Genomic DNA, 26,166 nt, shown 5'->3' with positions numbered 1-26,166 from the left:
GCAGGCCACGGCGAAACAGGGTGCTGCGGTCCGGTGCCGGTTAAGGACACGTGCATCCGCACCGGGCTAGAGTCCTCAGTACGCCGGAGGCATCCATCCCGCAGACCCGCAACGAAGAGGAACCGCCATGTCGCTTTTCACCAGTCCCGCCGCCTCAACGCCGACGCCGGGGCTTCCGGACACCATGCGCGTCTCGGTCCTGCGCGTCCCGGCCGGCAGCATCGGCAACATCGAAAATGCAGACAATCCCGTTCCCACCCAGCTGTCCGTCGACGAACGCCCGCTTCCGCAGCTGGAACCGAACGAGGTGCTGGTCCGGGTGGCCGCCGTCGGCGTGTGCGGCAGCGACGTGCATTATTTCCGGCATGGACGGATCGGGCAGTTCGTGGTGGAGGAACCGCTGGTGCTCGGGCACGAAGCGTCGGGGACCATTGCCGCCGTCGGCGCCGCCGTGGATCCGGCCCGGATCGGCCAGCGGGTATCCATCGAGCCGCAGAAACCCTGCCGCCGCTGCGAGCAGTGCAAGCAGGGCCGCTACAACCTCTGCCCGGACATGGCCTTCTATGCCACCCCGCCGGTCGACGGCGCGTTCGCCGAATACGTGGCGATCGAGTCCGATTTCGCCCACGCCGTCCCCGACACCGTCTCCGACGAGGCCGCTGCCCTGCTGGAACCGCTGTCGGTGGGCATCTGGGCCTGCCGGAAGGCCGGCATCGGACCCGGCCAGCGGGTGCTGGTAGCCGGTGCCGGTCCCATCGGGGTCATCATTGCCCAGGTGGCCCGGGCCTTCGGGGCCAGTGCCGTCTACATCAGCGACATCGCGCAGGATCGGCTGGACTTCGCGGCCCGGCACGGAGCCACCCACACCCTGCACGCCTCCCATCCGGTGGACGGGCTGGGAGTGGATGCGTTCATCGACGCCTCCGGTGCGCCCCGTGCCGTCCGCGCCGGCATCCGGGCGGTGGCACCGGGCGGCCGGGCCGTGCTGGTGGGCATGGGCGCCGAGGACGTCGAACTGCCGGTCGGAGTCATTCAGAACCGGGAAATCTGGCTCACCGGCGTCTTCCGCTACGCCAACACCTGGCCGACGGCCATTGCGCTGGCCGCCGAGGGCAAGGTGGATCTGGACGTGCTGGTCACCCATCAGTTCGGGCTCGGCCAGGTGCAGGAGGCGCTCGACGCCGGGCAGGAGCCGGGCGCGCTCAAGGCCATGGTCCAGCCGTGGCGCTGACGGGGCAGCGGTGTAGCGGTTCGGACCGGTGCCCGCTGAAGAAAGTCCCGCGTCGCAACTAGACACTATGTTACTGAGCGGTAATATAGCGGCCATGCACCTGATACTGCGCACCATCCTGACTCTCTTCCGCGCCCGACGCCGGCCCAAGCTTGGTTTCTTCGAGACCTCCTCCGTGCCCATGAAGGTCCTGGTCACGGACATCGACTTTGCCATGCACCTGAACAACGGCATGTACTTCTCGCTGATGGACCTGGGCCGCTTTGACCTGCTGGTCCGCAGCGGCGTCTGGGACATCATGAAAAAGCGCGGCTGGAGCCCGGTGGCGAACAACGAAACCATCAGCTTCCGCAAGTCCCTGCAGCTGCACCAGCAGTACAGCATTGAAACCCGGGTCATCGGCTTCGATGAACGCGCCATCTACATTGAGCAGCGCATGGTGGCGGACGGCGAGATCTATGCCAGCGCCGTCATCTGCACCCGCCTGGTGTCCAAGAAGGGCCCGGTGAGCAACGAGGAGATCTTCGAGGCCGTAGGTGCCGTCCCGCCGTCGGACCTGGAACTGCCGGAGTGGATCAGCGAGTGGCGTGCCGCCGTCGCGCTGCCGAGCACCCGCCGTCCCGCCCCGCACACCTGGGCCTAGGCGAACTTTCCGTCCCGGCACCCGGGACCGTTGACACCCCCGGATAGCGGGCCGAACCTAGAAGCAGGGGGACCTAGGAACGGGGTGCTCGGTGAAGCTGACGGTCAACACTTTCCTGACGTTGAACGGCGTGATGCAGGCTCCGGGCAGCAACGAGGAGGACCCGTCCGGCGGTTTCACCGGAGGCGGCTGGCTGGCCCCGCATGCGGATCCGGACCTGGAGCAGATTGTCACCCAGTGGTACGCCATGGCGGATGCGCTGCTGCTGGGACGCAACACGTACGACATGATGCAGCCCTACTGGGAGGCGGTGACCGATCCCGGGGACTTTCTCGCCACAGTACTGAACGGACTGCCGAAGTATCTGGTCTCCGCCACTATGCCGACGGTGCCCTGGCACAATACGCGGCTGCTGCAGGGGGACCTGGTGGCCGGCGTCGAACGGTTGAAGTCCCGGCGCAGCGGCGAGGTCCAGGTGCACGGAAGCTACCAGCTGGTCCAGGCCCTGGCGGCCGCCGGGCTGGTGGACGCCTACCGCCTGCTGATCTTTCCGGTGGTGGTGGGCCAGGGCAAGCGGCTGTTCGAAGACATCCGTGAGGCCGCCTCCTACAGTGTGTCCCAGCCGCAGACCACGCGGTCCGGAGCCATCTCCGTGACGCTGCACCCCGCGGCGCTGCCGGCCGGCACGGGATCCGACGCCGGCTCCGGAATGTCCGTCTGAGGGCGTGCAGTCAGACCCGAATAAGGAAGAAAGTTTCCGCTCTGCGATAAAGTGGGGCAAATTGTCGGGGAGGGTCAACTATGGCTGAACGTGCCGCCGGATCCGGCGTGCAGTCCGTGGAACGCGTCTTTGAACTGCTGGAACTGATTGCCGACGCCGGCGGGGCGGTCACGCTGAGCGAACTCGCCGCCTCCACGGCCCTGCCCCTGCCCACCATTCACCGGCTGCTGCGCACGCTCGTGGGCCTGGGCTACGCCCGGCAGCTGCCCAACCGGCGTTACGCCCTCGGGCCGAAGCTGATCCGGCTCGGCGAAGGCGCCAACCTGCAGCTGGGTGCGCTGGCCATGCCGCAGCTCAAAGGCCTCGTGGACGATCTGGGGGAGACCTCCAACATGGCCGTGCTCGACGCCGACATGGTGGTCTATGTTGCCCAGGTCCCGTCACGGCATTCCATGCGGATGTTCACTGAAGTGGGCCGCCGGGCGCATACCCATGACACCGGCGTCGGCAAGGCGATCCTCGCGCAGCTGCCGGATGAACAGGTCCGCGGCATCGTAGGCAGGGCGGGGATGCCCACGCCCACCGGGCACAGCCTGGGCAGCGTCGAGGCGCTCCTGGCGGACCTGGCGCGCATCCGGGAACGCGGTTACGCCGTGGACGAGCAGGAACAGGAACTCGGGGTGCGCTGCTTCGCCATGACCGTTCCCAACGCGCCCACGCCCTCGGCGGTGTCCGTCTCCGGTCCGGTCTCGCGCGTGGACGAGGGCTTCGCGGACCGGGCGGTGCCGCTGCTGCGCGAGGCCGTGAAAAAGATCTCCGTCGAGCTGAACGGGTAGGGCCGTCCCCGGGACTTTTCCCGGGCACGGAAAAGGGCAGGTGCCGCGGTTGCGGTACCTGCCCTTTTCTTAGTGATGCGAGGTGATGCGGTGCGCTCTAGCTGTGTGCTGCCCGGACCCTAGTGCTGGGTGCCGCGGCGGGTGCTGGCGATCAGCATGCCGATCGGAACCAGCAGCAGCAGCAGCGGGATGAGCACGGCCAGGATCTTCGGGGAGGTGAAGATTTCGCCCGGGGTCAGCGCCGTGGTGCTGGCCTGCATGGTGTCTGCACCTTCGGAGATCTTGCCGTTGCCGTCGGCCAGGGTCTTGCTGCCTTCGGCCAGTTCGGTATTGCCGTCGGCCAGCTTCTCGGCGCCTTCCTTCAGGTCGCTCGTGCCGGCAGTCAGCGTCTTGCCGCCTTCGTCGAGCTTCACCACGCCCTCGTCCAGGGACTCGGTGCCGGTGACCAGGCGGCTGGTGCCGTCGGAGAGGCTGATGGTGCCGTCGTAGATCTTGTAGTTGCCGTCGGCCAGCGTGTAAGCGCCGGTTTCCAGGGTGTCCAGGCCGGTGGCGAGGGTTCCTGCGCCGGTGGCGAGTTGGCCGTTGCCGTCGGCCAGCGTGCCTGCACCGGCGCGGAGTGTCTGCACGCCTGCGGAGAGCTTGTCGACGCCGGCCTTGACCTTGCCTGCACCACCCGCAACCTGGTAAGCACCCTTGTTCAGGTCGGCGGAGCCGGCCTTCAACTTCTGGGTACCCGCGTAGAGCTTCGTCGTTCCGGGAACCAGACCGGGTTCCAGCTCGGTGCGCTTGCCTTCGTCGATTCCTATCTTGACCTGGGTGATTCCTGCATTCACCTTTTCTGCACCCGCGGCCAGAGCAGGAGCTCCCTGCGCCAGCAGGTCGAGTCCCCCGGCGAAGGCAGGAGCTCCGGCGACGCTTCCGATTTGTGTCGCGCCTTGGGTGAACTCGGTGAACTTCGCGGCGACGTCGGGCGAATACAAAGCAGTTGCACCCTCAAAGCCCGCCTTGGCCGTCGCGGTGTTGATGGCCGCTTGGTCAGCCGTACCCTGTATTGCGGCAAGGCGGTCGGCAATCTGCTGAGTAGTGAGCGTGCCTGCCGCAATGTCGGCGCGAAGGCGGGAGATATCGCCCGATGTCGCCTTGGCAGCATCGGCTGCCGGTGCTGCTGCTCCGGCGAAGGTCTTCACGCCGCCTTGGAAGGCTTGGACAGAGCCCGCAACGGTCGGAGCGCTGGCAGCGAGCTTATTGGCACCGCTGACGAGAGTTGGCCTGAGAGTAGCAAGCTGCTGGATTCCGTTATTCAGGTTGGTGGCACCCTCTGCGAGTGCCGGCGCTGCATCCTTGGCTGCCAGCTGATTCACGCCGGCTTGGAGAACCAATGCGCCGTTCTTGAGCCGAAGGGCGCCGGCGTCGAGTTCGTCAACGCCCACTACAGCCTCGTCGGTGCCCTTAGCCAACTGCTGTGCGCCAGCTGCCAGGAATGGAACGCCCGTCTTCGGGTCATTCAGCTGGGCCATGCCTGCTGCCAATTCACCGGCGCCGGCATTGAGCCGGTTGGCGCCGTCGGCAGCGCTGTAGGCACCGGCGGCCAGCGTACCGGCACCGGTACGGGCATTCGTGGCACCGACAGCAAGCTTGTTGGCACCGGTGTTGGCGGCCTCTGCGCCGGTGAGAAGCTGGACGGCTCCTTCATCCAGCGTGGTGGCGCCTTCCTTCAGGGTGGTCACGCCGGCCTTGGCGGAGCCGATTCCGTTGGCTAGGGTGTTGGCGCCGGTGTCGACCTTCTTGGCGCCGTCGGAGAGGTCATTGGCGCCGGTCTGTGCCTTTTCGGCGCCGGCCTTCAGGTCTCCCGCCCCGGTGGAGGCGCGCTCGGCGCCGTCGCTCAGTTCCGATGCCCCGCTGGCAACCTTGCCCGTGAAGAGCACGAAGAAGGCAAGGAGGAGGACCAGGAACAACGCCAAAAGTACGGTTAAAAGTGTGTGTGGGCGGCTGGAGGCGCGCCCGGACGTGGAACTCGTCATTGAATATCCTTCTTCTGCTTCTTACGGATGAGACTGACTAAGCGGCGAGTAACAGGCCTGTGGGCGTTACCTTCGCGGATGCAAGTGACCCGGAACCGTCGCAACAACGAGACGCATCCGGGCGGAACCAGTGTGATGTCTGTTACATCTAAGCTACCCGTGAGTAACAAAGCAAGGCTTTTTCCAAATTAGTTACCGACCGGTAGGTTGCGCGGTATGTTTTGCTGCCCTAGCGAAACTGCGTGTCGGACCGTGGTAACCCAGTTCACGACCGGCATCGTTAAGAGCAGACAAGTTTTGCGTTACTTAAATAGGGAGTCTGTATGAGCTGGCTGGACCGCGAACGAACCATCGCCCCGCCCGGATTTAATCGATGGCTGATCCCGCCGGCTGCACTGGCCGTGCACCTGTGCATCGGCCAGGTGTACGCCACCAGCGTCTACAAGACGGCGCTGGTGAATTACTTCGATGCGAGCCTCACCCAGATCGGCATCATTTTCTCCATCGCCATCGTGATGCTGGGCCTCTCCGCCGCCGTGATGGGCACCTGGGTGGACGCCAACGGACCCCGCAAGGCGATGTTCGTCTCCGCCATGTTCTGGGTGGGCGGATTCCTGATCGGTGCCCTGGGCATCTTCACCGGACAGCTCTGGCTGCTGTACCTGGGCTACGGCTTCATCGGCGGAATCGGCCTGGGCATCGGCTATATTTCTCCGGTCTCCACCCTGATCAAATGGTTCCCGGACCGGCCCGGACTTGCCACCGGCATGGCCATCATGGGCTTCGGCGGCGGCGCGCTGATCGCCAGCCCGGTGTCCTCGGCCCTCCTGAGTTTCTTTGACCCGGATTCCGGCACCGAGGGCTGGGTGGCCAGCGGCGACGCCGTCGGCAAGCTGTTCCTCACCCTTGCCGCGCTCTACCTGGTGTACATGCTCTACGGGGCATGGAGCATCCGGGTGCCCGCGGCGGACTGGAAACCCGAGGGCTTCGACCCCTCCACGGTCAAGGCCAAGTCCATGGTCACCACCAACCACGTCTCCGCGGCCAACGCCATCAAGACAAAGCAGTTCTGGCTGGTCTGGGTTGTGCTCTTCTGCAACGTCACCGCCGGCATCGGCATCCTGGAACAGGCTGCCCCGATGATCCAGGACTTCTTCCGCCAGCCCGACGGCGTCTCCCTGGTTTCCGCCGCAGTTGCAGGTGGGTTCGTGGGCCTGCTTTCCATTGGAAACATGGGCGGGCGTTTTGTCTGGTCCGCAACATCGGACGTGGTGGGCCGCAAACGCATCTACATGGTCTACCTCGGCCTCGGTGCCGCCTTGTACATCCTGCTGTCCCTCTTCGGCGGCGGTTCCACCTTCCTCTACGTGGCGCTGGCGTTCATCATCCTCTCCTTCTACGGTGGAGGATTCGCTACGGCCCCGGCCTACCTGCGGGATCTCTTCGGCACGTACCAGGTCGGAGCAATCCACGGCCGGCTGCTCACCGCCTGGTCTGCCGCCGGCATCGCCGGTCCGCTGATCGTCAATTCATTCCTTGATTCCCAGGGCACCCCCGGGGAACTCACTGCCGCGGCGTACCAGCCCGCGCTTCTGACCATGGTGGCGCTGCTGGTGGTGGGCTTCGTCGCCAACCTGCTGGTGACACCGGTGGCGTCCAAATACCACGAACCGCAATCCGCGAAGCCGGCCACGGCCCAGGCGGGACAAGGAGACCACTCATGACGAAGGCAAAGTTGACGGTTAGCTGGCTGCTGGTGGGCGTTCCGCTCGCCTACGGAGTCTTCCAGACCCTGACCCGGGCCGCTGCGCTCTTCGGCTGAACCGGTCTGAGCGGACTGCACGGATGAGCACGTCCGGCAGCTGGGACGAAATCCCTGTTCTGCCGCAGGAACAGCCGGTAGACGGATACACGCAGCTTCCGTTTACCGGCTGGTTCCTGACGATGGGCTGGGCGGCGGGACCGGAACACACCTGCCGCAGGCTCGGCACCCTCAACGAAACCCTGCAGTCGCAGGAGGTCCTGACTGCCGAGGACCAGGAATGGATCTACGAACTCACCAACGCCTATCTGGCGGGGGCGGGAATCCCTCCGATTCCGCCCGGATACGTCTGGTTCCTGGCCAGACCGACGGGAATCAGCTCGGACGAGGCCTTCTGGCAGCGGCTGAACGAACTTATCAATGAGGTGGGAGGCATACCCCACTTCGACGGCCCCGCCTACATAACGGGTGCCTATCCGGTCATCGCGGAAGCGGTCCGCCGGCTCTACGAAGACTGATGGGCGGCCTTCTTGGCGTCCTTCGAATCCATCACCTGGTCCATGACGAGGGAATGGAGTGCCATCGCCATTGCCATGACGCGACGGGGACGGGCCACCCCGCGCCGAACCAGCCACATTTCGACAGCCTCATCCAGCACCAGGGTCAGTGCCGTGATCCCGCTGACGGTTACCCCCATCAGTGCAGCCAGACCCGTCATCGCAATTTCCGGCCTCCGCGTCTGGGACTCGGCCGTGCGCGCGGCAACGTAGGAAGGCACGGTTGCGGAATCACCCCCGGCCCCGGCCGTGAACGGGGTGACGAGGTCAACGGTTCCGGCAGCAGCCAGCTCCCTGCCTTTTCGTCTGCCTTTTCGGAGTACCAGCGCGACGCCGGTGCCCACGGCTGCGCCGGAACCAAGGACGTAGGCGCGGCGGACCCTCGGGGACCAGTCGGCCGGCCGGGACAGGGTGAAACCGCCGACGGCAGCGGCGAGCGCGAGGGAGAGCGGAAGATTCTTCATGGCCCATACCGTACCTGCCGTTAAGGGGCTGTGGAACTTAGGCACGGGTGCAACGCTTAAAGGGCAAAGTCCATCCACCCGTGCCGTGGATCCGCGCCGGTGCGGAGAGCAGGAGCATGCCATGAAGGCCCTTCAATACCGCACCATCGGCCAGCCGCCCGAAGTCGTGGAGATCGACACCCCCGAACCCGGACCCGGGCAGGTGCGCCTGAAGGTGACGGCTGCCGGTGTCTGCCACTCCGACGAATTCATCATGAGCCTGCCGGAGAACGAGTACATTTACGGGCTGCCCCTGACACTCGGGCACGAGGGCGCCGGCGTGGTGGACCGGGTGGGTGACGGCGTGCAGTACATCGAAGAAGGTACGTCCATGGCCGTCTACGGGCCCTGGGGCTGCGGGCTTTGCTATGAGTGTTCCAGCGGCCGGGAAAACTACTGCCGCAACGCCGCGAAATTCGGCATTGTTCCGCCCGGGCTCGGTGCGCCGGGGGCCATGGCTGAATACCTGATTGTGGACAGCCCCCGGCATCTGCTCCCGCTCGGGGACCTGGATCCGGTGCAGAACGTGTCCCTGACCGACGCCGGGCTCACCCCGTACCACGCGATCAAAGGCTCGCTGGAGAAGCTGCCCTCCGGTGCGACCGCCGTCGTCATCGGAGTGGGCGGGCTGGGGCATGTGGCCGTGCAGATCCTGCGGGCCATGACCGCGGCCACCGTGGTGGCGCTGGACATTGACGAGGCGAAACTGAACCTGGCCACCGATGTCGGCGCGCACTACACCTTCCCGTCCGAGCCCGGCGCGGTGGACATGGTCCGGGACCTGACCGGCGGGCGGGGCGTGGACGCCGTCTTCGACTTCGTGACCAACCAGGCCACGCTGGACCTGGGCCAGGCGATGGTGGGATCACAGGGCGACCAGGTGCTGGTGGGCGTAGGCGCCGGCACCCTGCCGGTGGGCCTGAGCGCCACCGCAGCGTGGGAAACCTCCATCCGGGCGCCGTACTGGGGCTCGCGGTCGGAGCTGTTCGAGGTGTTGGACCTCGCGCGGGGCGAAGGCATCAACGTGCACACCGAGGTGTTCAGCCTGGACGAAGCCCCGGCGGCCTATGAAAAGCTGAAGAACAACCAGCTCCTCGGCCGCGCCGTCGTTGTGCCGTAACAGCCGGAAGCTACAGCGGTGCCGGCGCCAGCCCGGCGAACCCGGCGGCAGCGCGCAACAGCTGCGGCACGCCGGCCTCCAGCGACGGGCCGAACACCTTGTCATTGGGGCGCTCGCCCTTGAGCCAGCGGGTGTAGATGGCCTCGCAGAAAATCGACGCCTTCCACAGCGCCAGGGTCTGGTACCAGGGCAGGGCCTCCAGGTCCACGTCCATCCGCTCGCGGTACGCCTCAATGATGTCCGCCCGGGTGTAATAGCCCGGGTTGCGGGTCACCCCGGTCAGCTCCAGCGGGGTGGCGGCGCTGCCGGGTTCGGAATAGGTGGCGGTGAGGTACCCCAGGTCCGCCAGCGGATCGCCGACGGCGGACATCTCCCAGTCCAGAACGGCAATAACGCGTGCGGGGGAGTGCGGAGCGAACATCAGGTTTCCGGGCCGGTAATCCCCGTGCAGCACAGCCGCGGCCTGGCTGTCGGGGACGTTGTCCGCCAGCCAGCTGCCGATCCGGGACACCTCGGGCAGGGTGCGCATGGTGTTGACCTCCCACAACCCGGAGAACCGGGCCACCTGACGCTGCAGGTAGCCCTCCGGCTTGCCGAACGAGGCGAGGTCCCCGCCGCTCACGTCCACGGAATGGATACGCACCAGGGTGTCGACGACGGCGGCGCTGGTGGCCCGCCGGTCCTCCCTCGAGGACAGGGCGGGCGGGATGGTCTTGGTGATGACCAGTCCGTCGAGGAAACCCATCACGTAGAACGGCACCCCGAGCACCGACTCGTCTTCGCACACGGCCAGGATTTCCGGCACCGGCACACCCTGGACGCGCAGCAGCTGCTGGATCCGGGCCTCGCGGACCATGTCATGGGTGGAGCGCGGCAGCGGCGGGCGCGGGCCGCGGCGCAGCACGAAGTCCTCGTTTCCGCGCCGGATCCGGTAGGTGATGTTGGACTGCCCGTCCCCGATCTGCTGCCAGGACAGCGGCCCCGACCCCAGGCCGTGCGCGTCGAAGAACGCGGTGACCTCGTCCAGGATCAGCAGCGGCGGAGAGGCAAGCGCTTCGGCATCGGAGCGGGTGGCGACAACTTCGGCGCCGTCGGCGGTGGTGTGCATCGGGTTCAGGCTTTCGCTTCGGCGGGGAAACCGGCGTCGTTCGCCGGGCGGGACACATCGGCGAGATCCTGCGCGCCGCGCTCCACCTCGCGGCGGCGGCCGGCGGACGCGCGGCGGGCGATGGCCCACTTGTGCGTCTCGTTGGAGCCGTCATAGATGCGGAAGGCACGGACCTCGTTGAGGTAGGAGGCCAGCGGCAGCCGGTCGGTGACGCCGTCGCCGCCGCACAGCTGCAGGCTGCGGTCGATCACCCGGTACACCGCCTCGGAGGTGTGCGCCTTGGCCACCGAGGACAGGGCCGAGCCGGCCCTGGCATCGGCCTCCAGCAGGGCGGCGGTCTTGGTGATGATCGCGTCGGAGGTTTCAATATCGATGACGGACTGGGCGATCATCTCCTGGGCCAGGCCGAGCTCGTTCATCACCGAGCCGAAGATTTCCCGCCGGTTGGTGCGGTCCAGCGCAATGTCCAGAGACCGCCGGGCCAGGCCGAGCCAGCGCATGCAGTGGGTCAGCCGGGCCGGCCCGAGCCGGACCTGCGCGTAGCGGAAGCCCTCCCCGGGTGCGCCGAGCACGGCGCCGTCGGGCACAAACACGTCCTCGAAGTGCACGTGCGGATGTCCGCCGCCGATCGCGCGGTCCATGGTGTGCAGCTGCTCGCCGATCCGCACCCCGGGGGCGTCCATGTCCACCAGGAGCATGGTGGCTCCGGCGGGGGCGCCGTCCACGGCGTCCGTGCGCACCATGGCAATGCAGAACGCGGCGTTGTTGGCGCCGCTGGTGAACCGTTTGTGCCCGTTGATCAGCCAGCCGCCGTCCACCTTCGCGGCGCTGCTGCGCAGGGCGGCCGGGTCCGATCCGGCGCCCGGGTGCGGCTCGGTCATGCCGAAGCAGGAGCGGGCCTCGCCGGCGACGAGCGGGGCGAGGTAGCGGCGTTTCTGCTCCTCGCTGCCGATCAGGTGCAGCATGTGCATGTTTCCCTCGTCCGGGGCCATGCAGTTCAGTGCCGAGGGGCCGATCAGCGAATAGCCGGCCTCCTGGAAGATGGGGGACCAGTGTTCCAGCGGAACGCCCTGCCCGCCGTATTCCCGGGGCGCGTGCGGGGCGAAGACGCCGGCGGCTTTGGCGGCTGTGCGGAGGTCCTCCAGCAGGGCATCCGGAACGACGGCGCCGGGCCGGGGTTCGGCGGGCATCACGGTGCCGCGGATGAATTCGCGGGTCCGCAGGCGCAGGTCTTCGATCTCCGGCGTAAGGGTGCTCATGAAGGTGTCCTTAGGGGGTGCGGTGGAAACGGTCAGGCCGAGCCGCCGGCCACCAGCAGGCCGCCGTCGAGGTTGATGATCTGCCCGGTGACCCAGGCGGCATCGTCGGACGCGAGGAAGGCGGCTGCCCCGGCGACATCCTCCGGGGTGCCGAGCCGCTTGAGCGGGTAGGCGGAGCTGACCTTCTCCTCGCGGCCCTCGTACAGGGCGCGCGCAAACTGCGTCTTGACGACGGCGGGTGCCAGCGCGTTCACCCGCACGGTGGGGGCCAGCTCGACGGCGAGGGTGCGGGTGAGCTGTTCCACGGCGGCCTTGCTGATGCCGTAGAAGCCGATGCCGGCGGCGGGGGTCTGCGCCGAGACCGAGGAGAGGTTCAGCACCGAACCGCCGCGGCCCCGGAAGTCCAGGGCTTCGTGGGCGCAGACGGCCGACACCCAGGCGAGGGTGCCGAGCACGTTGACGTCCAGGATGCGGCGGGCGGCCTCCGGGTCCAGCTCGCTCAGCGGGCCGTACACCGGGTTCACCCCGGCGTTGTTCACGAGGATGTCCAGCCGGCCCCAGGCCTGGGCGACGGCGTCCAGCACCTCGGCACGGTGCTCCGGATCGTCGGACTTGCCGGCCATTGCCAGCACCGTGCCTTCCGGGAATTCGGCGGCGGCTTCCTTCAGTGGCCCGATGTTGCGGGCGGTGATGCAGACCTTCGCGCCTTCGGCGACCAGCCGCCGGGCGATGGCCAGCCCGATGCCGCAGCTGGCGCCGGTGACAACGGCGGTTTTGCCTTCGAGACGGGGCCTGGCTATGCCGTGCTCCGGCGCCTGCTCCGGCGTCTGTTCCGTCATGTGTGGCGCCAACTTCCGTTTCCAGCTTCTACCGAGCGACCGCTCGGTATGGTTAGTCTGGTGCAGGCCCCCGAAAAGTGTCAAGGGTCACATATCCACCTTCAAAGGGGACACCATGACCGAGGCCCGCATGCCGCCCGCCTGGCGGGACTTCTCCGTCCCGGCCCTGCCGCCGCTGCTGCGCGCCGCACTGGACTGCTTCGTGGAGCACGGTTACCACGGCACCACCATCCGGACCGTCGCCACCCGCGCCGGGCTGTCGGTGCCCGGCATCTACCACCACTACCCGTCCAAGCAGGCGCTGCTGGTGGGGATAGCCGAATCCGCCATGGCGGATCTCTACGCGCGCAGCACCGCCGCCCTCACCGAGGCAGGCGGGGACGTCGAGGAACGGTTTGCCCTGCTGGTCGAATGCCTGGTCCTGGTCCACGCCTACCGCTGGGAACACGCCTTCATCGCGGCCAGCGAGATCCGCAGCCTGGAAGGCCCCGCCCGGGCCGGGCATATCGCCGCCCGCGACCGGCAGCAGAAACTGCTCGACGACGTCGTCGCCGAAGCCGCCCGCACCGGCCGCTTCGCCACCGGCTATCCCAAGGACGCCAGCCGGGCGGTTACCACCATGTGCACCGGAGTGGCCCAGTGGTATCGCGCCGGCGGCCCGCTCAGCCCGGAGGAACTGGCGGTGCGCTACGTGCAGATCTGCCGCGGCGCGGTGGGTGCGGCCTAACCGCCGGACCTACCGGTACCGGCGGTGCAGGTTCTCCTTCGGTGCGTCGCCGAGGGCATTCTCGGAAATCCACGGCCCGGTGCCCTCGGACCCGTCCAGTACGCCGTCCTCCTGCCAGGTGTAGCGTCCGTCCAGGACTCCCTTGGAAAGCTGCCGGTCGGCGGCGTCGGAGTTGTTCCAGAGACCGTCGAACAGGGACTCGATCCGCACCCGGGACTGCCGGCTGAAGGCGTCCGCGAGCTCCAACGCGCTTTCACCCTCGGCCGGATCCTCCCGCCGGATCTTCATGGCGCGGACACACGAGGCCGAGATGGCGAAGATCTCCGCGCCGATATCCACAATCCGGCCCAGGAAGACCTGATGATGTTCCAGTCCGGCCTGCCAGCGCGCCATGCCGAGGAAGGTGGAGCGGGCCAGCCGGCGCGAGGCCCGCTCGGCGTAGCGCAGATGCCGGGCAAGCAGGCCGAACTCGGCGTAGGACGTGGGCACGTTGCCCTTGCCTGCCGCGAGGGTCGGCAGCCACTTGCCGTAAAAGCCGCTGGCCTTCAGCGCCGCCCGTGCCTTGGCGCCCACCGGGGCATCCGCCACCGCCAGGTCCCCGGCCGCGGAAAGGTGCGCATCCACGGCTTCCCGTGCAATGAACAGGTGCATGATCTCGGTGGAGCCCTCAAACACCCGGTTAATGCGCAGGTCCCGCAGCTGCTGCTCCGCCGGGACCGCCCGCTCACCGCGGGCGGCGAGGGAATCGGCCGTCTCGAAGCCGCGTCCGCCGCGCACCTGCACCAGCTCGTCGGCAACGTTGTAGGCCATTTCACTGGCCCAGAGCTTCGCCAGGGCCGCCTCGATGCGGATGTCCTTGGTGCCGGCGTCGGCCAGTTCGGCGGCGAGTTCGAAGACTGCCTCAAGGGCAAAGCTGGTGGCCGCAATGAAGGCGAGCTTCTTGGCCACGGCCTCGTGCCGGCCGATCGGCCGTCCCCACTGTTCCCGGGCGCCGGACCAGCCGCGGGCAATCTTCAGCGACCATTTCCCCGAGGCCGCGCACATGGCCGGAATGGAGAGGCGCCCGGTGTTCAGCGTCGTCAGGGCGATCTTCAGGCCCTGGCCCTCGCGGCCCAAACGGTTGGCTGCCGGAACGCGGACGTTGGTGAACCGGGTGACGCCGTTCTCGATGCCGCGCAGGCCCATGAAGTTATTGCGGTTCTCCACCGTGATGCCCGGGGCGGACATCTCCACCACGAATGCGCTGATGCCGCCTTTATGTTCGCCGTGCGGCGGAACGGCGGCCATCACCACCACCAGTTCGGCAATCACGCCGTTGGTGGTCCAGAGCTTCACGCCGTCAATGACGTATTCGCTGCCGTCTTCGGAGGGGATGGCCGTGGTGCGCAGCCGCGCCGGGTCGGAACCGACGTCGGGCTCGGTGAGCAGGAAGGCGGTCACCGCCCCGGCGGCGCAGCGCGGCAGGTACTCCTCCTTCTGCGCCTCGTTGCCGAAGACCTTCACCGGCTCCGGCACGCCGATGGACTGGTGGGCGGAGACCAGCGCCCCGAGGCTGGGGTGCACGGTGCCCAGGATCATCAGCGCGCGTCCGTAGTTCAGCAGGGACAGCCCGAGCCCGCCGTAGTGCTGGGGGATCTTGATACCGAATACCCCCAGGTCCGCGAGTCCGCGCAGGTTCTCATCCGGGATCACGCCGGTCCGCTCGATGGCCAGGCCGTCCATGGTCCGGCAGTACTCGGTCAGTGCTTCCAGGAACAGCTGGGCGCGGGCCTCCTCATCGAGGTCCGCCGGCGGCAGCGAGCCCACCAGATCGAGATTGTAATTTCCCAGATAGATTCCCTTGGCGAAACTCGGGCGGGATTCCCCGGTATCGCGGGCTGCTTCTGTGGCGTTGCGGGCGTCCTGCTCGGTTACCACGCGCTCTTTGATTCTGCGGGCGCTTCGGTTCCGGCTGGCGTCATGAATGTCAGTGGTGCTCATGGGATTTCTCCTCGGTCACGGCCGCGCCGCCATACGCCGATACCGGTACCGGCGTAGCAACCTCGGCTCACTGTGGGGACCATGCTACGCGTCAGTAGGTAGGGGTAAAGGGGGTTGGATGGCTAATGTTGGCCGCAGGCCGCAAAGCCGGAGGGAGCCGCCTGGAAAAGGCGGAAAACCGGTGCAGGTTCAACGTGAAGGAGATTGTTATGGCATGGGTGGAGACGGAACGCGCGGAATTGGTCCGGACGCTGCGGGAGGCCGATCCGCTGGCGCCGACGCTGTGTGAAGGATGGGACGTGCGCCGGCTGCTGGCCCATCTGGTGCTGCGGGAACACGCGCCCTGGAAGATCGCCGCCGATGCGGTGCGCCGGCCCAAGCCCGGCCAGGAAAAGCAGTTGGGTGCCGAAGCCGACGCCGCGGGCACCCCGGACGGGTATGCCGCACTGGTGGACCGGTTCGCTGCCGGGCCGGCCCGGTTCTCGCCGTACCGGCTGGATGCGGCGAACCTGGTGGAATACGTCATTCATCACGAGGACATCCGCCGTGCAGGCGTCATGGCAGCACCGCGGGTGCTTCCCGCCGGGGAGCAGCAGGCGCTGTGGAAGCAGCTGGGCCTGATGGCGCGGATGGGATACCGCGGCAGCCCCGTGGGCGTGGAGCTGGCCCTGCCCGGTTCCGGCCGGCGCCGGGTGAAGAAGGGCAGCCCGTCGGTGCTGGTTTCCGGGGACGTGGTGGACCTCGCACTGCACGCCATGGGACGGCGTGCCGCGGCCAATGTGAGCATCGAAGGCGGCGGTGACGCCGTCCGCGTGTTCCGCCAGTGGGCAGCCCGCTAACTTGACCCGGCTTGACAAGTACCCCCTCTTTGGCGTTGAAATAGTAAGCACACTGATTGTTTCAGCGGAGCAGGACCGCCTACCAATGACGTATCAGGGAAGCAGGAAGATGCAGAACGAGGGGGACTGGGAACCCGTGCGGCTGCTCTCAACGGCTGCAAGACTGGTAAGACGAGAAGTAGACAACAAACTGCGTGCCGTGGGGCTGACCCAGGAACGCGTCACCGTGCTGCGGATCCTCCTGGCGGACGGACCCATGCGGCGTGCGGAACTGGCCCGGCGCCTGCGCGTTACCGCGCAGACCCTGGGCACGGCACTGGTGAGCATGGTCGCTCAGGGCCTTGTGGAGGAGGTGCCCGGCGAGACGGTTGGCCGGTCCGGACGATGGATGGCCATCTCGGAGCGCGGGCAGAAACTGCTCGCCGACGCCGAAAACCTGGAGCAGGACACGTCCACTGCCGGAATCGGCCCGGAGCTGCGGTCGGAGTTGATCACGCTCATCCGCGCGCTGGAACGCGGCAGGCAGCAGCAGGCCCCGCACAGACCGGCTCCGGCGGGTGCACAGCATGAGGGGCCGCTCGTCCCTCCGCTGCCGGGGTAACGTGTTGACCTAAGAGCAGCACGTTATTTGGCCTGGCGCCGGGGAAGGAAGGGCATGAGCGAGGGTATTCGCGTTGCCGATGTCGACGAGATAGATGAGGGCGAGGCCCTCACGGTGGATGCGGAGACGGCGGGCACGGCAGACGACATTGCCGTCTTCCACAGCGACAACGGGCGGTTTTATGCGCTCAATGACACCTGCACGCATGAGGACGCTTCCCTTGCCGACGGGTGGATCGAGGGCGACGAGGTGGAATGCCCCATCCATTCGGCACGGTTCTGCCTCCGCACCGGCGAAGCCCTGTGCCTGCCGGCCCTTATCAACACCAAGGCGCACCGTGTTGACGTGCGCGACGGCGGCGTCTGGCTATACCCCAACGTGAGCCCGCTCGACGCCTGATGGTTGCTGCCCCCGCGTCGATCGCCGTGGTGGGCGGCGGAATTGCCGGTTTCAGTGCCGTCCGCGAACTCCGCCGGCACGGTTACGCCGGTGAGCTGTCGCTGGTGGACCCGGCCGGGTTGCCCTATGACCGGCCGCCGCTGAGCAAGGCCTTCCTCGCCGGAACCCTGGACCGGCTCCGCCTGCAGCTAGCCCCCGGCCAGTGGTACGCAGACAACCGCACCACGGTCATCGCCGACACCGTGGATAAGCTCGACGCCGGCAACGGCACCGAAGCTCCCGTCCTCGCCCTGGCCTCGGGCCGGGAACTGGCCGCCGACGCCGTCCTGCTTGCCACCGGTGCCCGCGCCCGCCGGCTGCCACTGCCAGGCATGGACCTGCCCGGCGTCTTTACCCTGCGCAGCGCCGGGGATGCCCAGGCCCTGCAGGCGTACCTGGATGCCGACGCCCATCTGGTTATCCTCGGGGCGGGACTGATCGGCGCCGAAGTGGCAGGAACGGCCCGCGGATTAGGGGCCGCCGTCACCCTGGTGGATCCCGCGGAGCTGCCGGCCGCCTCCGCCGTGGGCGTCGATATGGCGGGCTATCTGCATCACCTCCACGCCGTGCATGGAACAAAGTACGTGCGGGGTGCAGCGGCGGCGGTCACCGGGGCCGGGAAGTCCCTGCTCGTGGAGCTGGCGGACGGCGGCACGCTGCGGGGTACCGCCGTCCTGGTGGCGGCCGGCAGTGAACCCGAAACGGCGCTCGCCGAGACCGCAGGACTTTCCGTGGACGGGGGAGTGCTTGTGGATGCGGCAGGCCGTACCTCGCATCCGCGCATTTTTGCCGCCGGTGATTCCTCCCGCCGGATCGGTCCGGACGGTGTGCCCGGCCGCCGGTTTGAGCACTGGGACGCGGCCCGCCGCACGGGTGAGGCAGCCGCGGCCGGGATGCTCGGCGTCGACCCTCCCGCCGAAGCGGTGGACTGGTTCTGGTCCGACCGCTACGGCGTGCACCTGGAAGTGGCCGGCAGCATGGCCGTACCGGGGCGGACCGTACTCCGCGGTGAACCCGGTGCCGGCTTTACGGCCTTCCGCCTCGGTGTGGACGGGATCCTGGCCGGGGTGGCCGCCGTCGACGGCGGAACCGCCGTTCGGGCTGCCCGGAAGCTCATCGAATCCGGCCGCATCCTCGATCCGGGACTGCTGCGGGATCCCGGCACGGACCTGCGCAGGCTGGCGCGCGGCAAGCCCTGAAAAGTGGAAATAAAGGCGCGGAGGCAGCGGTTTCAGCGGCAGTTCCGTCGGTCTCCGTCGATTACGCAAGGTTTGCGTTGCGTAATTGGGTGGGGGCTGGGTTAACCTTACTTTTGGATCCGCAACCGCCGGGTCCGTTCCGTTCGTTTATGTGATCCAAGGAGCCCCACATGGCCCTGTCCCGGATGCGCCGCGTTGCCGCTGCGGCCGCCGTCGCTGTTCTGTCCCTTTCCGCCTGCTCCACCGGTGCCACGGGGGAAAACGAATCCTCCGGCAGCGCTGCAGCTGCGGAAGACCAGTTCCCGGTGACCATCGAGCATGCCTTCGGTGAGACCACCATTGAGGGAGTTCCCGAGCGTGTGGCCGCCGTTTCCTGGGCAAACGCCGAAACGGCACTGGCGTTGGGCGTGGTTCCCGTCGGTATGCCGCTGATTGAGTTCGGCGGCAATGACCAGGGCACCACCCCCTGGATTGACGAGGCGCTCGAAGACCTGGATGCCCCCATCGGTTCGGAGAACGCTCCGGCGCAATACGCGGAAACCGACGGCATTGCCTTTGACGACGTCGCCGCCACCAACCCTGACGTGATCCTCGCTGCGTACTCGGGCCTGTCCCAGGAGGATTACGACAAGCTGAGCAAGATTGCCCCCGTGGTGGCCTACCCCGAAGTTGCGTTTGGTACGTCCTGGCAGGACACCGCCACCATGATCGGCGAAGCCCTGGGCAAGAGCGATGAAGCCGAGCAGCTGGTTGCGGACACCGAGCAGGCCATCACCGACAAGGCTGCCGAATACCCGGAGCTGGAAGGTAAGACCTTCATCTACGGCAACCTCGCGCCCGGCGCCGAGAACTCCGTTTACACAGCCCTGGACAACCGGCCCAAGTTCATGGAATCGCTCGGCCTGACGCAGGCACCGGTGGTGGAGGAGAACTCCAAGGAAGGCGAGTTCTACATCCCGTGGTCGGATGAGAACCTCAACCAGCTGGACTCGGACATCTTCGTCAGCTGGGTCGCCAGCGAAGAGGTTGCGGACAGCATCGCCTCGGATCCGCTGCTGGGCCAGATCCCGGCGGTGAAGAACGGGGGACTCGTAGCCGACGCCGATCCCACGCGTGTCTTCTCCACCTCGGCCATCAACGTGCTCAGCATCCCCTACGCCCTGGACAACGTAGTGCCGATGATCGCCGAGGCCGCTGCGGGCGACGCGACGTAAGAAAACAGCCACCTCCCCGGAGGCGGAACGGACACCCCGGAACATTCCGGGGTGTCCGCTGCTTTAACCGGGCGGATCAACGCACGGGTGGTCCCGGCGGGAGGTCCCGACGGGGCGCACCGATTGGAAGCCGCCTACGGCAGTTTGCAATCATCGAACCTATGGAAGACCTGTTATCCCTTGCCGCCGGCTTTAAACCGCTCTTTGCCGTGCTGGTGGCCGTGGGCGCCGCCCTGATCCTGGCCCGAATCCTGCGGGAGGTGGTCCACCGGGCGTTCCGCAGGACCCCCGGCATCCGGGAGATCACCGTGAAGGCCCGGAACCCGCTGCGGCTGGGGCTTGCGCTGATCGGCACGAGGATTGCCCTCGGGGCCACGGCAGCCGGTGCCTCCTGGCTGCCGGCGGTGGACTATGTGCTCGTGCTGGGCCTGATCGCCGCCGTGGCGTGGCTTGCGGTGGTTGTGCTGCTGGTCATCGAGGCCATGATCCTCACGAAGTACAGCACCGATACGCGCGACAACCGCAGGTACCGGCGCCTCAAGACGCAGGTCATCCTGGGCCGGCGGGTGGGCATAGCCATCCTGGTGAGCCTGGCCGTGGCCTGCGTGCTGCTGACCATTCCCGAGGTCCGTGCCCTCGGCGCCGGCATCCTGGCCTCCGCCGGCGTGCTGTCCATCGTGGCAGGCCTTGCCGTGCAGGGGACGCTGACCAATGTCTTTGCCGGGATGCAGCTGGCCTTCACCGACGCGATCCGCGTGGACGACGTCGTTGTGGTGGAAGGCGAATGGGGCACCATCGAGGAAATCACCATGACCTATGTGGTGCTCCACATCTGGGATGACCGGCGGCTGATCCTGCCCTCCACCTACTTCACCACCACGCCGTTCCAAAACTGGACCCGGCGCCGGTCGGACATCCTGGGCACGGTGGAACTGGACCTGGACTGGCGGGTCCCGGTGGGGGAGCTGCGCACGCTGCTGAAGGAGATCCTGGCCAACACCGACCTGTGGGACCAGCGGACCAGCGTCCTGCAGGTGACGGACGCGGTGAAGGGCCTGGTCCGGATCCGCATCCTCGTCAGCGCCGTGGACAGCGGCACACTGTTTGACCTGCGCTGCCTCATCCGCGAAACCATGGTGACCCATCTCCAGGAATGGCATCCGGAGGCCCTGCCCCGCCAGCGCTGGGAAGAAGTCCGCCCGCCCGCCCGTGAGGTGCACCGCGGACCCCGCACTGCTTCGGCTCCGCGCAGCGAGGACACCAGCGACTCCCAGCTGTTCACCGGCAGCATCGACGCCGTGGACCGCCGGGTGAACTTCTCCGGCCCCGGTGAAGAGGTCTTCGCCGAACGGGAGGAAAACGCCGTCGACGACAATCCGCGCTGACTGAGCCGTTCCCCGGCCGCAGTGCACCCGGGGTGTTGACAGCAGGCACTGCGGCGGGCGGCAATAAAAGCCCCGGCAGATGGGCCGGCCCGGCGAAGGGACGAAAAGATGGCTGACGCCTACGTGCTCCACGAAATCCAGGGCTCAAGCGTCTGGGCCGTCGACGGCGAGCGGCTGGGCCTGGTGGGCGAAGTGCACCTGGACCGCAACACCGCGGAGCCTGTCTGGATCACGGTTGACCTGGGCCTGTTCGAACCCGAGGAACACTATGTTCCGCTGGAGGGCGCCCGCCGGGACGGGCAGGATATTTTCGTGAATTATTCCAGGGACCAGGTGGCCCATTCACCCGGCGCCAACCCGGAAAACCCGCTCAGCCCCCGGGAAGAGGGCATCCTGATGGACTACTACAGCCTGCGCTGAGGTGCTCGGCCCAGGTGCATCAGCGGTATCCCTTTGTTGCTAAGAACGCTTACTAATAGCATGGGGATCAGAACATTCATCCCCAGGAGGCCGCAGTGGCGCAGGAAACGAACAGCAAAGCCGAGACAGCACCCAGTCCGGACGATGCCAGCAAGCCGGATAAACCCACCGAGGTTTCCAAACCCAGCTGGAAATACATCCTCAAGAAGACCGTCCGGGAGTTTTCCAAGGACCAGTGCACCGACCTGGCCGCGGCGCTGACCTACTACACAGTCCTGGCGATCTTCCCGGCACTGCTGGCCATGGTCTCCATCCTGGGGGTCGTGGGGCAGGGCGAAAGCACCACCAATGCCCTGCTGGACTTCGTTAAGCAGTTTGCGCCCGCAGAGGCGGCCGAGGTCATTCAAGGACCCATCGAGCAGCTGACCAACTCCAGCGCTGCCGGCCTCACGCTGATTATCGGTATCCTGGGTGCCCTCTGGTCCGCCTCCGGCTTCGTGAAGGCGTTTGGCCGTTCCCTGAACCGCATTTACGAAGTCGAGGAAGGCCGGCCCGCCTGGAAACTGCTTCCCACGCAGCTGCTCGTGACCCTGGTGCTGGTCCTGATGGCTGCCGCACTGATGCTGATGCTGGTGATTTCCGGCCCGATCGCCGAAGCGATCGGCAATGTCATCGGTCTGGGCAGTGAAGCGGTAACCATCTGGAACATCGCCAAGTGGCCGGTCATGGTGATCTTCGCCGTGCTGATCATCGCAGTCCTCTACTACGCCACCCCGAACGTCAAGCAGCCCAAGTTCCGCTGGATGAGCATGGGCTCGCTGATCGCCCTCGTGATCCTGGCGATCGTGACCCTTGGCTTCAGCTTCTACGTCGCGAACTTCGGCAACTACAACGCCACCTACGGCGCCATCGGCGGCGTCATCGTCCTGCTGCTGTGGATCTGGCTGGCCAATGTGTCCCTGCTCTTCGGCGCAGAGTTCGACGCCGAGGTGGAGCGCGGCCGCGAACTGCAGGCAGGCATCCAGGCCGAGGAATCCGTGCAGCTTCCCCCGCGCGACACCCGCCAGACGGAGAAGCGCCAGGAGCAGGAAGAGAAGGACATTGCCGAGGGCCGGAAGCTGCGCCAGCAGCACGCCGGCAAGGACTACGACGACGACCTGCACGAGTAACCGCTAGCGCAGCATCACCCGTGCAAACCTAAAAGCGCCCCGGACCGTTTGGTCCGGGGCGCTTTTGCGTGGTGGTGCAGGGTCGGGGGAGCGGTCCGGCCGGCCGCCTACTTTTCCGGTGCGGAGCTCTCCGGAGCCTTCCGGCCGCGGCGTCCCTTGTCGCCCAGGTTCCTGCCCTTGGCCAGCAGCCGGGCTCCGAACAGCAGCAGCCCGATAAGCATCAGGGCGCCGGCCCGCAGCCAGACCGTGCCGTCCTGCTGGGTCAGCAGCAGCAGGCAGGACGCGATGGCGAGGTACGGCACCACGATGGGGGCCTTGAAGTGCTTCTCCTCCACCTTGTCCTTGCGCAGCACAATTACTGCAACGTTGGTGCTCAGGAAGACGAAGAGCAGCAGCAGGACCACGGTCTCGGCCAGCTCCGACAGATCGCCGGTCAGGGTCAGGATCATGGCGACGGCGGTGGTCGCGATGATGGCCACCCACGGAGTCCTCCGGTTGGGCAGTACGCGGCCGAAGACGGCGGGGAGCAAACCCTGCTCCGACATGCCGTAGGTCAGCCGCGAGGACATGATCATGGTCAGCAGGGCGCCGTTGGCCACCGCGACCAGGGCCACCAGGCTGAAGAGCCAGTCCGGTACGCCGAATCCGGTGGCGCTGACGACGTCGAGCAGCGGGCCGGAGGATCCCGTCAGGTCCGCGGTGGGCAGGGCAACCGAGGCGGCCAGCCCAATCAGGACGTAGACCAGGCCGGCGGTGAGCATGGCTCCGAAAATGGCCTTCGGGTAGACCCGGCGGACGTCGCGGACCTCTTCGGCAACGTTGGCCGAAACCTCGAAGCCGACGAAGGAGTAGTACGCAATGACGGACGCGCCAAGGACGGCGGTGCCTGGATTCACGCCTACCGGGAACTCGGTGATCTGCTCGGGGTGGCCCTCGCCCTGGCCCAGCATCAGGCCTACCAGCACAATCACCAGTACGAGGCCGGAGAGTTCAATCACGGTCATGACCACGTTGCTGCGCACCGACTCGGAAATGCCGCGGGCGTTCAGCAGCGCCACCAGCAGCAGGAACACGATGGCTGCCGGGACCGAGGGTACGTCCAGGAACGGGCTGAGGTAGTCACCGGTGAACGCCAGCGCCAGGCCCGCGGCGCTGGTCACGCCCGCGGCAAGCATGGCGAAGCCGACCAGGAAGGAAATGGCCGGGACCTTGAAGGCACGCTGGGCGAACACTGCCGCACCGCCCGCCCTGGGGTACTTCGTCACGAGTTCGGCGTAGGAGGCAGCCGTCAGCAGTGCGAGGACGAGGGCGACCAGCAGCGGAACCCAGATGGCACCGCCGACTTCACCCGAAACTTCCCCCACCAGCGCGTAGATGCCGGCGCCGAGGACGTCTCCTAAAATGAACAGATAGAGCATGGGGCCGGTGATGCCCTGCTTGAGTTTGGAGGCAGGCTTTCCCTGCGTGGTTTCTTCCATAGGAAAAGTTTATGCAGGATAGTAAGAATGCTGATGATTCCTCCCGGATCCTGTAAAAAATACGTATGACCAGTTCTGAATCTTCCCTTCCTGTGCCCGAGTACGACGTGGTGATCGTGGGCGGCGGCATAGCCGGCCTCACCGCTGCGCTGGTCCTGGGACGGGCCCGCCGCCGGGTGGTGGTGCTCGACGCCGGGTCCCCGCGCAACGCTCCTGCCGGCCATGTGCATGGTTTCCCCACCCGCGACGGCATGCCGCCGGCCGAACTGCTGGAACTCGCCCGGGCCGAGGTGCGCGGCTACGGCGTGGAACTGGCGGAGGCCACGGTGGCCGCCGTCGAACCCTCCGGTACGGTCCGAACCGGCGACGGCCGCGGGTTCCGCGGCCGGCAGCTGATTCTCGCCACCGGCCTGCGGGACGTCCTGCCGGAAATCGAGGGCCTGCGTCCGCGCTGGGGCCGCGACGTGCTGCAGTGCCCCTACTGCCACGGCTACGAAACAGTGGACAAGCAGCTTGCCGTGCTGGGGACCGGGGAAACCTCCATCCAGCAGGCACAGCTGGTGCGCACCTTCTCCCCGGATGTGGTGCTGGTGCTGCACTCGGACATTACCCTCAGCGAAGAGGACGCCTCCGGCCTGGCCGCCATGGGTATCCGTGTGGTGGAGGGCCCGGTGGCGGAGGTGAGCGTCGAGAACGATGCCCTGGCGGCCCTGGTGCTGGCCGACGGGCAGACCGTCCCCTGCGAAGCCATGTTCCTGGAGCCCGCCGCCGAGATGGACGCCGGGCTGACCGAACACCTGGAAACGGATGACGACGGCTGCATTGTCACCAACGAGCTCGGACGCACCAGCCAGGAGCGGATCTGGGCCGTGGGCAATGCCACCGATCCCTCCGCCCAGGTTGTCGCCGCCGCCGGAGACGCGTACCGCCTGGCCGTGGTGGTCAACGCCAAGCTGCTCGAAGAGGATCTCGGACGGGCGGTGGCCTCAGCGCCGGAAGCAGGAATGGTCGACGCCGCGGACCTGCGCGAAGCGGTCTAGCTACCGGCTAGGCGCGGGTCCGGCTACGGGGTGCCAGCAGCGGCGAGCCGGCCACGCCGTCGCCCGTGCTCATCCCGTCCAGCACAAAGCGCAGGGATTCCAGCGACGTGCGCCGCGGCTGCCAGCCCAGCTCTTCGCGCGCCCGGGTGGTGTCCATGACGGGCGCGCCGGCGGCCATGTCGATCCAGCCGGGATCGGTGGCCTGCAGATGGGCTGCCCAGGTGAGCCCGACGACGGCGCGCACCAGCTTCACGGGCACGTTCAGGATCCGCTTTGCGCCCAGGACCCCGGCCAGCAGTTCGGGAGTGATGATCGGATCGGCGGCAATGTTGAAGGCACCCTCGGCCCGCTGGTCCACCACGCGCCAGTACGCGTCGGCTATGTCGTCGGCGTGGACCGCCTGGAAAACGAACTCACGGGGCAGCGGGATCAGTGGAAGCCGCAGCTTGTTCAGGAAGAACTTGGGGATCACCCGGCCCACGAAATAGCCGCCGATTTCGCTTCCGGCTCCGGACGAGAAGATGAGTCCCGGCCGCAGCCGGGCCACGGCAATTTCCGGGTACTCCAGTTCAAACCGGTCGAGCAGGGCTTCCTGTTCGCCCTTGTGCCGGCTGTAGTGCGAGCTGGCAATGCCGCGGGCCGGCCAGGACTCGTCCGTCAGCCGGTCCTTCGGGGCCGGGCTGTACGCTCCCACGGAGGACGCGCAGACAAACTGCCGGACCCCGGCGGCGGCCGCGGCGGCCAGGGCGTTTTCCGTACCGGAGACGTTGACCCGGTGCAGCTCGGCCTCATCGCGGTTGGGCTGGATCAGCCAGGCAAGGTGGATGACCGCATCGGCGCCGCGCAGGGCCTCGGTCAGCCGGTCCACGTTCCCTGCGTCGCCGACGTCGATGCTGTGCCACTGCACGCCGGTGTAGGGAGGCTCGGAGGTGTCCGGGACCCGACGGGCAATGCCGGCCACCTCGAGGTCGCCGCGTTCGTCGCGGGCCTGGGCAAGCCGGCGCAGGACCGCCGTCCCGACATTTCCGGTTGCTCCGATAACCGCTACTCGCATGGTCCAGATCCTTCCGTTGCAC

26 protein-coding genes are annotated in these 26,166 nt (G+C 67.2%); 18 read left to right on the top strand and 8 right to left on the bottom strand.

Going from position 1 to position 26,166, the window contains the following annotated elements:
• Nucleotides 1-127 precede the first annotated feature (127 nt).
• From LOC60_RS03455 to LOC60_RS03440, 4 genes are all read left to right on the top strand, one after another.
• The gene (locus LOC60_RS03455; RefSeq protein ID WP_230022033.1) at nt 128-1,231 is read left to right on the top strand and encodes an NAD(P)-dependent alcohol dehydrogenase; all 1,104 of its coding nucleotides are present in this window, start codon (nt 128-130) and stop codon (nt 1,229-1,231) included.
• 94 nt (nt 1,232-1,325) lie between these two features.
• Complete coding sequence (locus LOC60_RS03450) at nt 1,326-1,874, top strand: thioesterase family protein (RefSeq protein WP_230022031.1); 549 nt, start codon at nt 1,326-1,328, stop codon at nt 1,872-1,874.
• A gap of 91 nt (nt 1,875-1,965) precedes the next feature.
• Complete coding sequence (locus LOC60_RS03445) at nt 1,966-2,595, top strand: dihydrofolate reductase family protein (protein ID WP_230022028.1); 630 nt, start codon at nt 1,966-1,968, stop codon at nt 2,593-2,595.
• Between the two features lie 80 nt (nt 2,596-2,675).
• Entirely contained in the window at nt 2,676-3,431 is a 756-nt protein-coding gene (locus LOC60_RS03440; protein ID WP_230022025.1) for an IclR family transcriptional regulator, read from the top strand.
• A 119-nt stretch (nt 3,432-3,550) separates the two neighbouring features.
• Here LOC60_RS03440 and LOC60_RS03435 read toward each other — a convergent pair whose 3' ends face one another.
• Entirely contained in the window at nt 3,551-5,392 is a 1,842-nt protein-coding gene (locus LOC60_RS03435; protein ID WP_230022023.1) for a hypothetical protein, read from the bottom strand.
• Nucleotides 5,393-5,775: 383 nt separating this feature from the next.
• On the opposite strand from LOC60_RS03435, the gene LOC60_RS03430 reads away from it, so the two are divergent.
• Genes LOC60_RS03430 through LOC60_RS03425 form a run of 3 tightly spaced genes read left to right on the top strand, consistent with a single transcriptional unit; the run spans nt 5,776 to nt 7,732 of the window.
• Nucleotides 5,776-7,176 carry an OFA family MFS transporter gene (locus tag LOC60_RS03430; protein WP_230022021.1) on the top strand — a complete coding sequence of 467 codons (1,401 nt, stop codon included), beginning with the start codon at nt 5,776-5,778 and terminating at the stop codon, nt 7,174-7,176.
• Nucleotides 7,173-7,274, top strand: coding sequence for an MFS transporter small subunit (locus LOC60_RS16375; RefSeq protein WP_442860366.1), 102 nt, complete (start codon nt 7,173-7,175; stop codon nt 7,272-7,274). Before LOC60_RS03430 ends, LOC60_RS16375 begins: the two co-directional genes overlap by 4 nt.
• Nucleotides 7,275-7,297: 23 nt before the next feature.
• Nucleotides 7,298-7,732 carry a DUF5956 family protein gene (locus tag LOC60_RS03425; protein WP_230022019.1) on the top strand — a complete coding sequence of 145 codons (435 nt, stop codon included), beginning with the start codon at nt 7,298-7,300 and terminating at the stop codon, nt 7,730-7,732.
• On the opposite strand, the gene LOC60_RS03420 is transcribed toward LOC60_RS03425, so the two are convergent.
• The gene (locus tag LOC60_RS03420) at nt 7,720-8,235 is read right to left on the bottom strand and encodes a hypothetical protein (RefSeq protein ID WP_230022018.1); all 516 of its coding nucleotides are present in this window, start codon (nt 8,233-8,235) and stop codon (nt 7,720-7,722) included. The two genes, LOC60_RS03425 and LOC60_RS03420, sit on opposite strands and share 13 nt — an antisense overlap.
• A 121-nt stretch (nt 8,236-8,356) precedes the next feature.
• Between LOC60_RS03420 and LOC60_RS03415 the strand changes: the two genes are divergently transcribed.
• Complete coding sequence (locus LOC60_RS03415) at nt 8,357-9,394, top strand: NAD(P)-dependent alcohol dehydrogenase (RefSeq protein WP_230022016.1); 1,038 nt, start codon at nt 8,357-8,359, stop codon at nt 9,392-9,394.
• Between the two features lie 10 nt (nt 9,395-9,404).
• Here LOC60_RS03415 and LOC60_RS03410 read toward each other — a convergent pair whose 3' ends face one another.
• Genes LOC60_RS03410 through LOC60_RS03400 form a run of 3 tightly spaced genes read right to left on the bottom strand, consistent with a single transcriptional unit; the run spans nt 9,405 to nt 12,600 of the window.
• On the bottom strand, nt 9,405-10,502 hold the full coding sequence (locus LOC60_RS03410) for a phosphotransferase family protein (RefSeq protein WP_230022015.1): 1,098 nt from the start codon (nt 10,500-10,502) through the stop codon (nt 9,405-9,407).
• Between the two features lie 5 nt (nt 10,503-10,507).
• Nucleotides 10,508-11,761: an acyl-CoA dehydrogenase family protein gene (locus tag LOC60_RS03405; protein WP_230022013.1), complete on the bottom strand. Its 1,254-nt coding sequence runs from the start codon at nt 11,759-11,761 to the stop codon at nt 10,508-10,510.
• Between the two features lie 32 nt (nt 11,762-11,793).
• Complete coding sequence (locus LOC60_RS03400) at nt 11,794-12,600, bottom strand: SDR family oxidoreductase (protein WP_230022011.1); 807 nt, start codon at nt 12,598-12,600, stop codon at nt 11,794-11,796.
• 115 nt (nt 12,601-12,715) lie between these two features.
• Here LOC60_RS03400 and LOC60_RS03395 point away from each other — a divergent pair, with 115 nt between their 5' ends.
• Nucleotides 12,716-13,327 carry a TetR/AcrR family transcriptional regulator gene (locus LOC60_RS03395; RefSeq protein WP_230022009.1) on the top strand — a complete coding sequence of 204 codons (612 nt, stop codon included), beginning with the start codon at nt 12,716-12,718 and terminating at the stop codon, nt 13,325-13,327.
• Between the two features lie 9 nt (nt 13,328-13,336).
• Here LOC60_RS03395 and LOC60_RS03390 read toward each other — a convergent pair whose 3' ends face one another.
• Nucleotides 13,337-15,307 (bottom strand): acyl-CoA dehydrogenase family protein, encoded by a 1,971-nt coding sequence (locus LOC60_RS03390; protein ID WP_230022007.1) that lies wholly within the window; start codon nt 15,305-15,307, stop codon nt 13,337-13,339.
• Between the two features lie 209 nt (nt 15,308-15,516).
• Here LOC60_RS03390 and LOC60_RS03385 point away from each other — a divergent pair, with 209 nt between their 5' ends.
• From LOC60_RS03385 to LOC60_RS03350, 8 genes are all read left to right on the top strand, one after another.
• Nucleotides 15,517-16,146: a TIGR03085 family metal-binding protein gene (locus LOC60_RS03385; protein WP_230022004.1), complete on the top strand. Its 630-nt coding sequence runs from the start codon at nt 15,517-15,519 to the stop codon at nt 16,144-16,146.
• A 109-nt stretch (nt 16,147-16,255) separates the two neighbouring features.
• Nucleotides 16,256-16,747: a MarR family winged helix-turn-helix transcriptional regulator gene (locus LOC60_RS03380; RefSeq protein WP_230022002.1), complete on the top strand. Its 492-nt coding sequence runs from the start codon at nt 16,256-16,258 to the stop codon at nt 16,745-16,747.
• A gap of 54 nt (nt 16,748-16,801) precedes the next feature.
• Nucleotides 16,802-17,146 (top strand): bifunctional 3-phenylpropionate/cinnamic acid dioxygenase ferredoxin subunit, encoded by a 345-nt coding sequence (locus tag LOC60_RS03375; RefSeq protein ID WP_230022000.1) that lies wholly within the window; start codon nt 16,802-16,804, stop codon nt 17,144-17,146.
• Entirely contained in the window at nt 17,146-18,384 is a 1,239-nt protein-coding gene (locus LOC60_RS03370; protein WP_230021998.1) for an NAD(P)/FAD-dependent oxidoreductase, read from the top strand. Before LOC60_RS03375 ends, LOC60_RS03370 begins: the two co-directional genes overlap by 1 nt.
• Nucleotides 18,385-18,554: 170 nt before the next feature.
• Nucleotides 18,555-19,598 carry an iron-siderophore ABC transporter substrate-binding protein gene (locus tag LOC60_RS03365; protein WP_230021996.1) on the top strand — a complete coding sequence of 348 codons (1,044 nt, stop codon included), beginning with the start codon at nt 18,555-18,557 and terminating at the stop codon, nt 19,596-19,598.
• 161 nt (nt 19,599-19,759) lie between these two features.
• Nucleotides 19,760-20,983, top strand: a complete 1,224-nt coding sequence (locus LOC60_RS03360; protein WP_230021995.1) for a mechanosensitive ion channel family protein — start codon at nt 19,760-19,762, stop codon at nt 20,981-20,983.
• 108 nt (nt 20,984-21,091) lie between these two features.
• Nucleotides 21,092-21,403: a PRC-barrel domain-containing protein gene (locus LOC60_RS03355; RefSeq protein ID WP_230021992.1), complete on the top strand. Its 312-nt coding sequence runs from the start codon at nt 21,092-21,094 to the stop codon at nt 21,401-21,403.
• A 95-nt stretch (nt 21,404-21,498) separates the two neighbouring features.
• Nucleotides 21,499-22,572: a YihY/virulence factor BrkB family protein gene (locus LOC60_RS03350; protein WP_230021990.1), complete on the top strand. Its 1,074-nt coding sequence runs from the start codon at nt 21,499-21,501 to the stop codon at nt 22,570-22,572.
• Between the two features lie 107 nt (nt 22,573-22,679).
• On the opposite strand, the gene LOC60_RS03345 is transcribed toward LOC60_RS03350, so the two are convergent.
• Complete coding sequence (locus tag LOC60_RS03345; protein ID WP_230021988.1) at nt 22,680-24,050, bottom strand: APC family permease; 1,371 nt, start codon at nt 24,048-24,050, stop codon at nt 22,680-22,682.
• 65 nt (nt 24,051-24,115) lie between these two features.
• Here LOC60_RS03345 and LOC60_RS03340 point away from each other — a divergent pair, with 65 nt between their 5' ends.
• On the top strand, nt 24,116-25,090 hold the full coding sequence (locus LOC60_RS03340) for an NAD(P)/FAD-dependent oxidoreductase (protein WP_230021978.1): 975 nt from the start codon (nt 24,116-24,118) through the stop codon (nt 25,088-25,090).
• A 7-nt stretch (nt 25,091-25,097) separates the two neighbouring features.
• Here the strand turns inward: LOC60_RS03340 and LOC60_RS03335 are convergent, their stop codons facing one another.
• Complete coding sequence (locus LOC60_RS03335; RefSeq protein ID WP_230021976.1) at nt 25,098-26,144, bottom strand: NAD-dependent epimerase/dehydratase family protein; 1,047 nt, start codon at nt 26,142-26,144, stop codon at nt 25,098-25,100.
• Nucleotides 26,145-26,166 lie beyond the last annotated feature (22 nt).

Source organism: Arthrobacter sp. zg-Y769 (assembly GCF_020907405.1).
Classification (GTDB): Bacteria; Actinomycetota; Actinomycetes; order Actinomycetales; family Micrococcaceae; genus Arthrobacter_B.
This window is presented reverse-complemented; position numbering and strand designations above follow the sequence as displayed.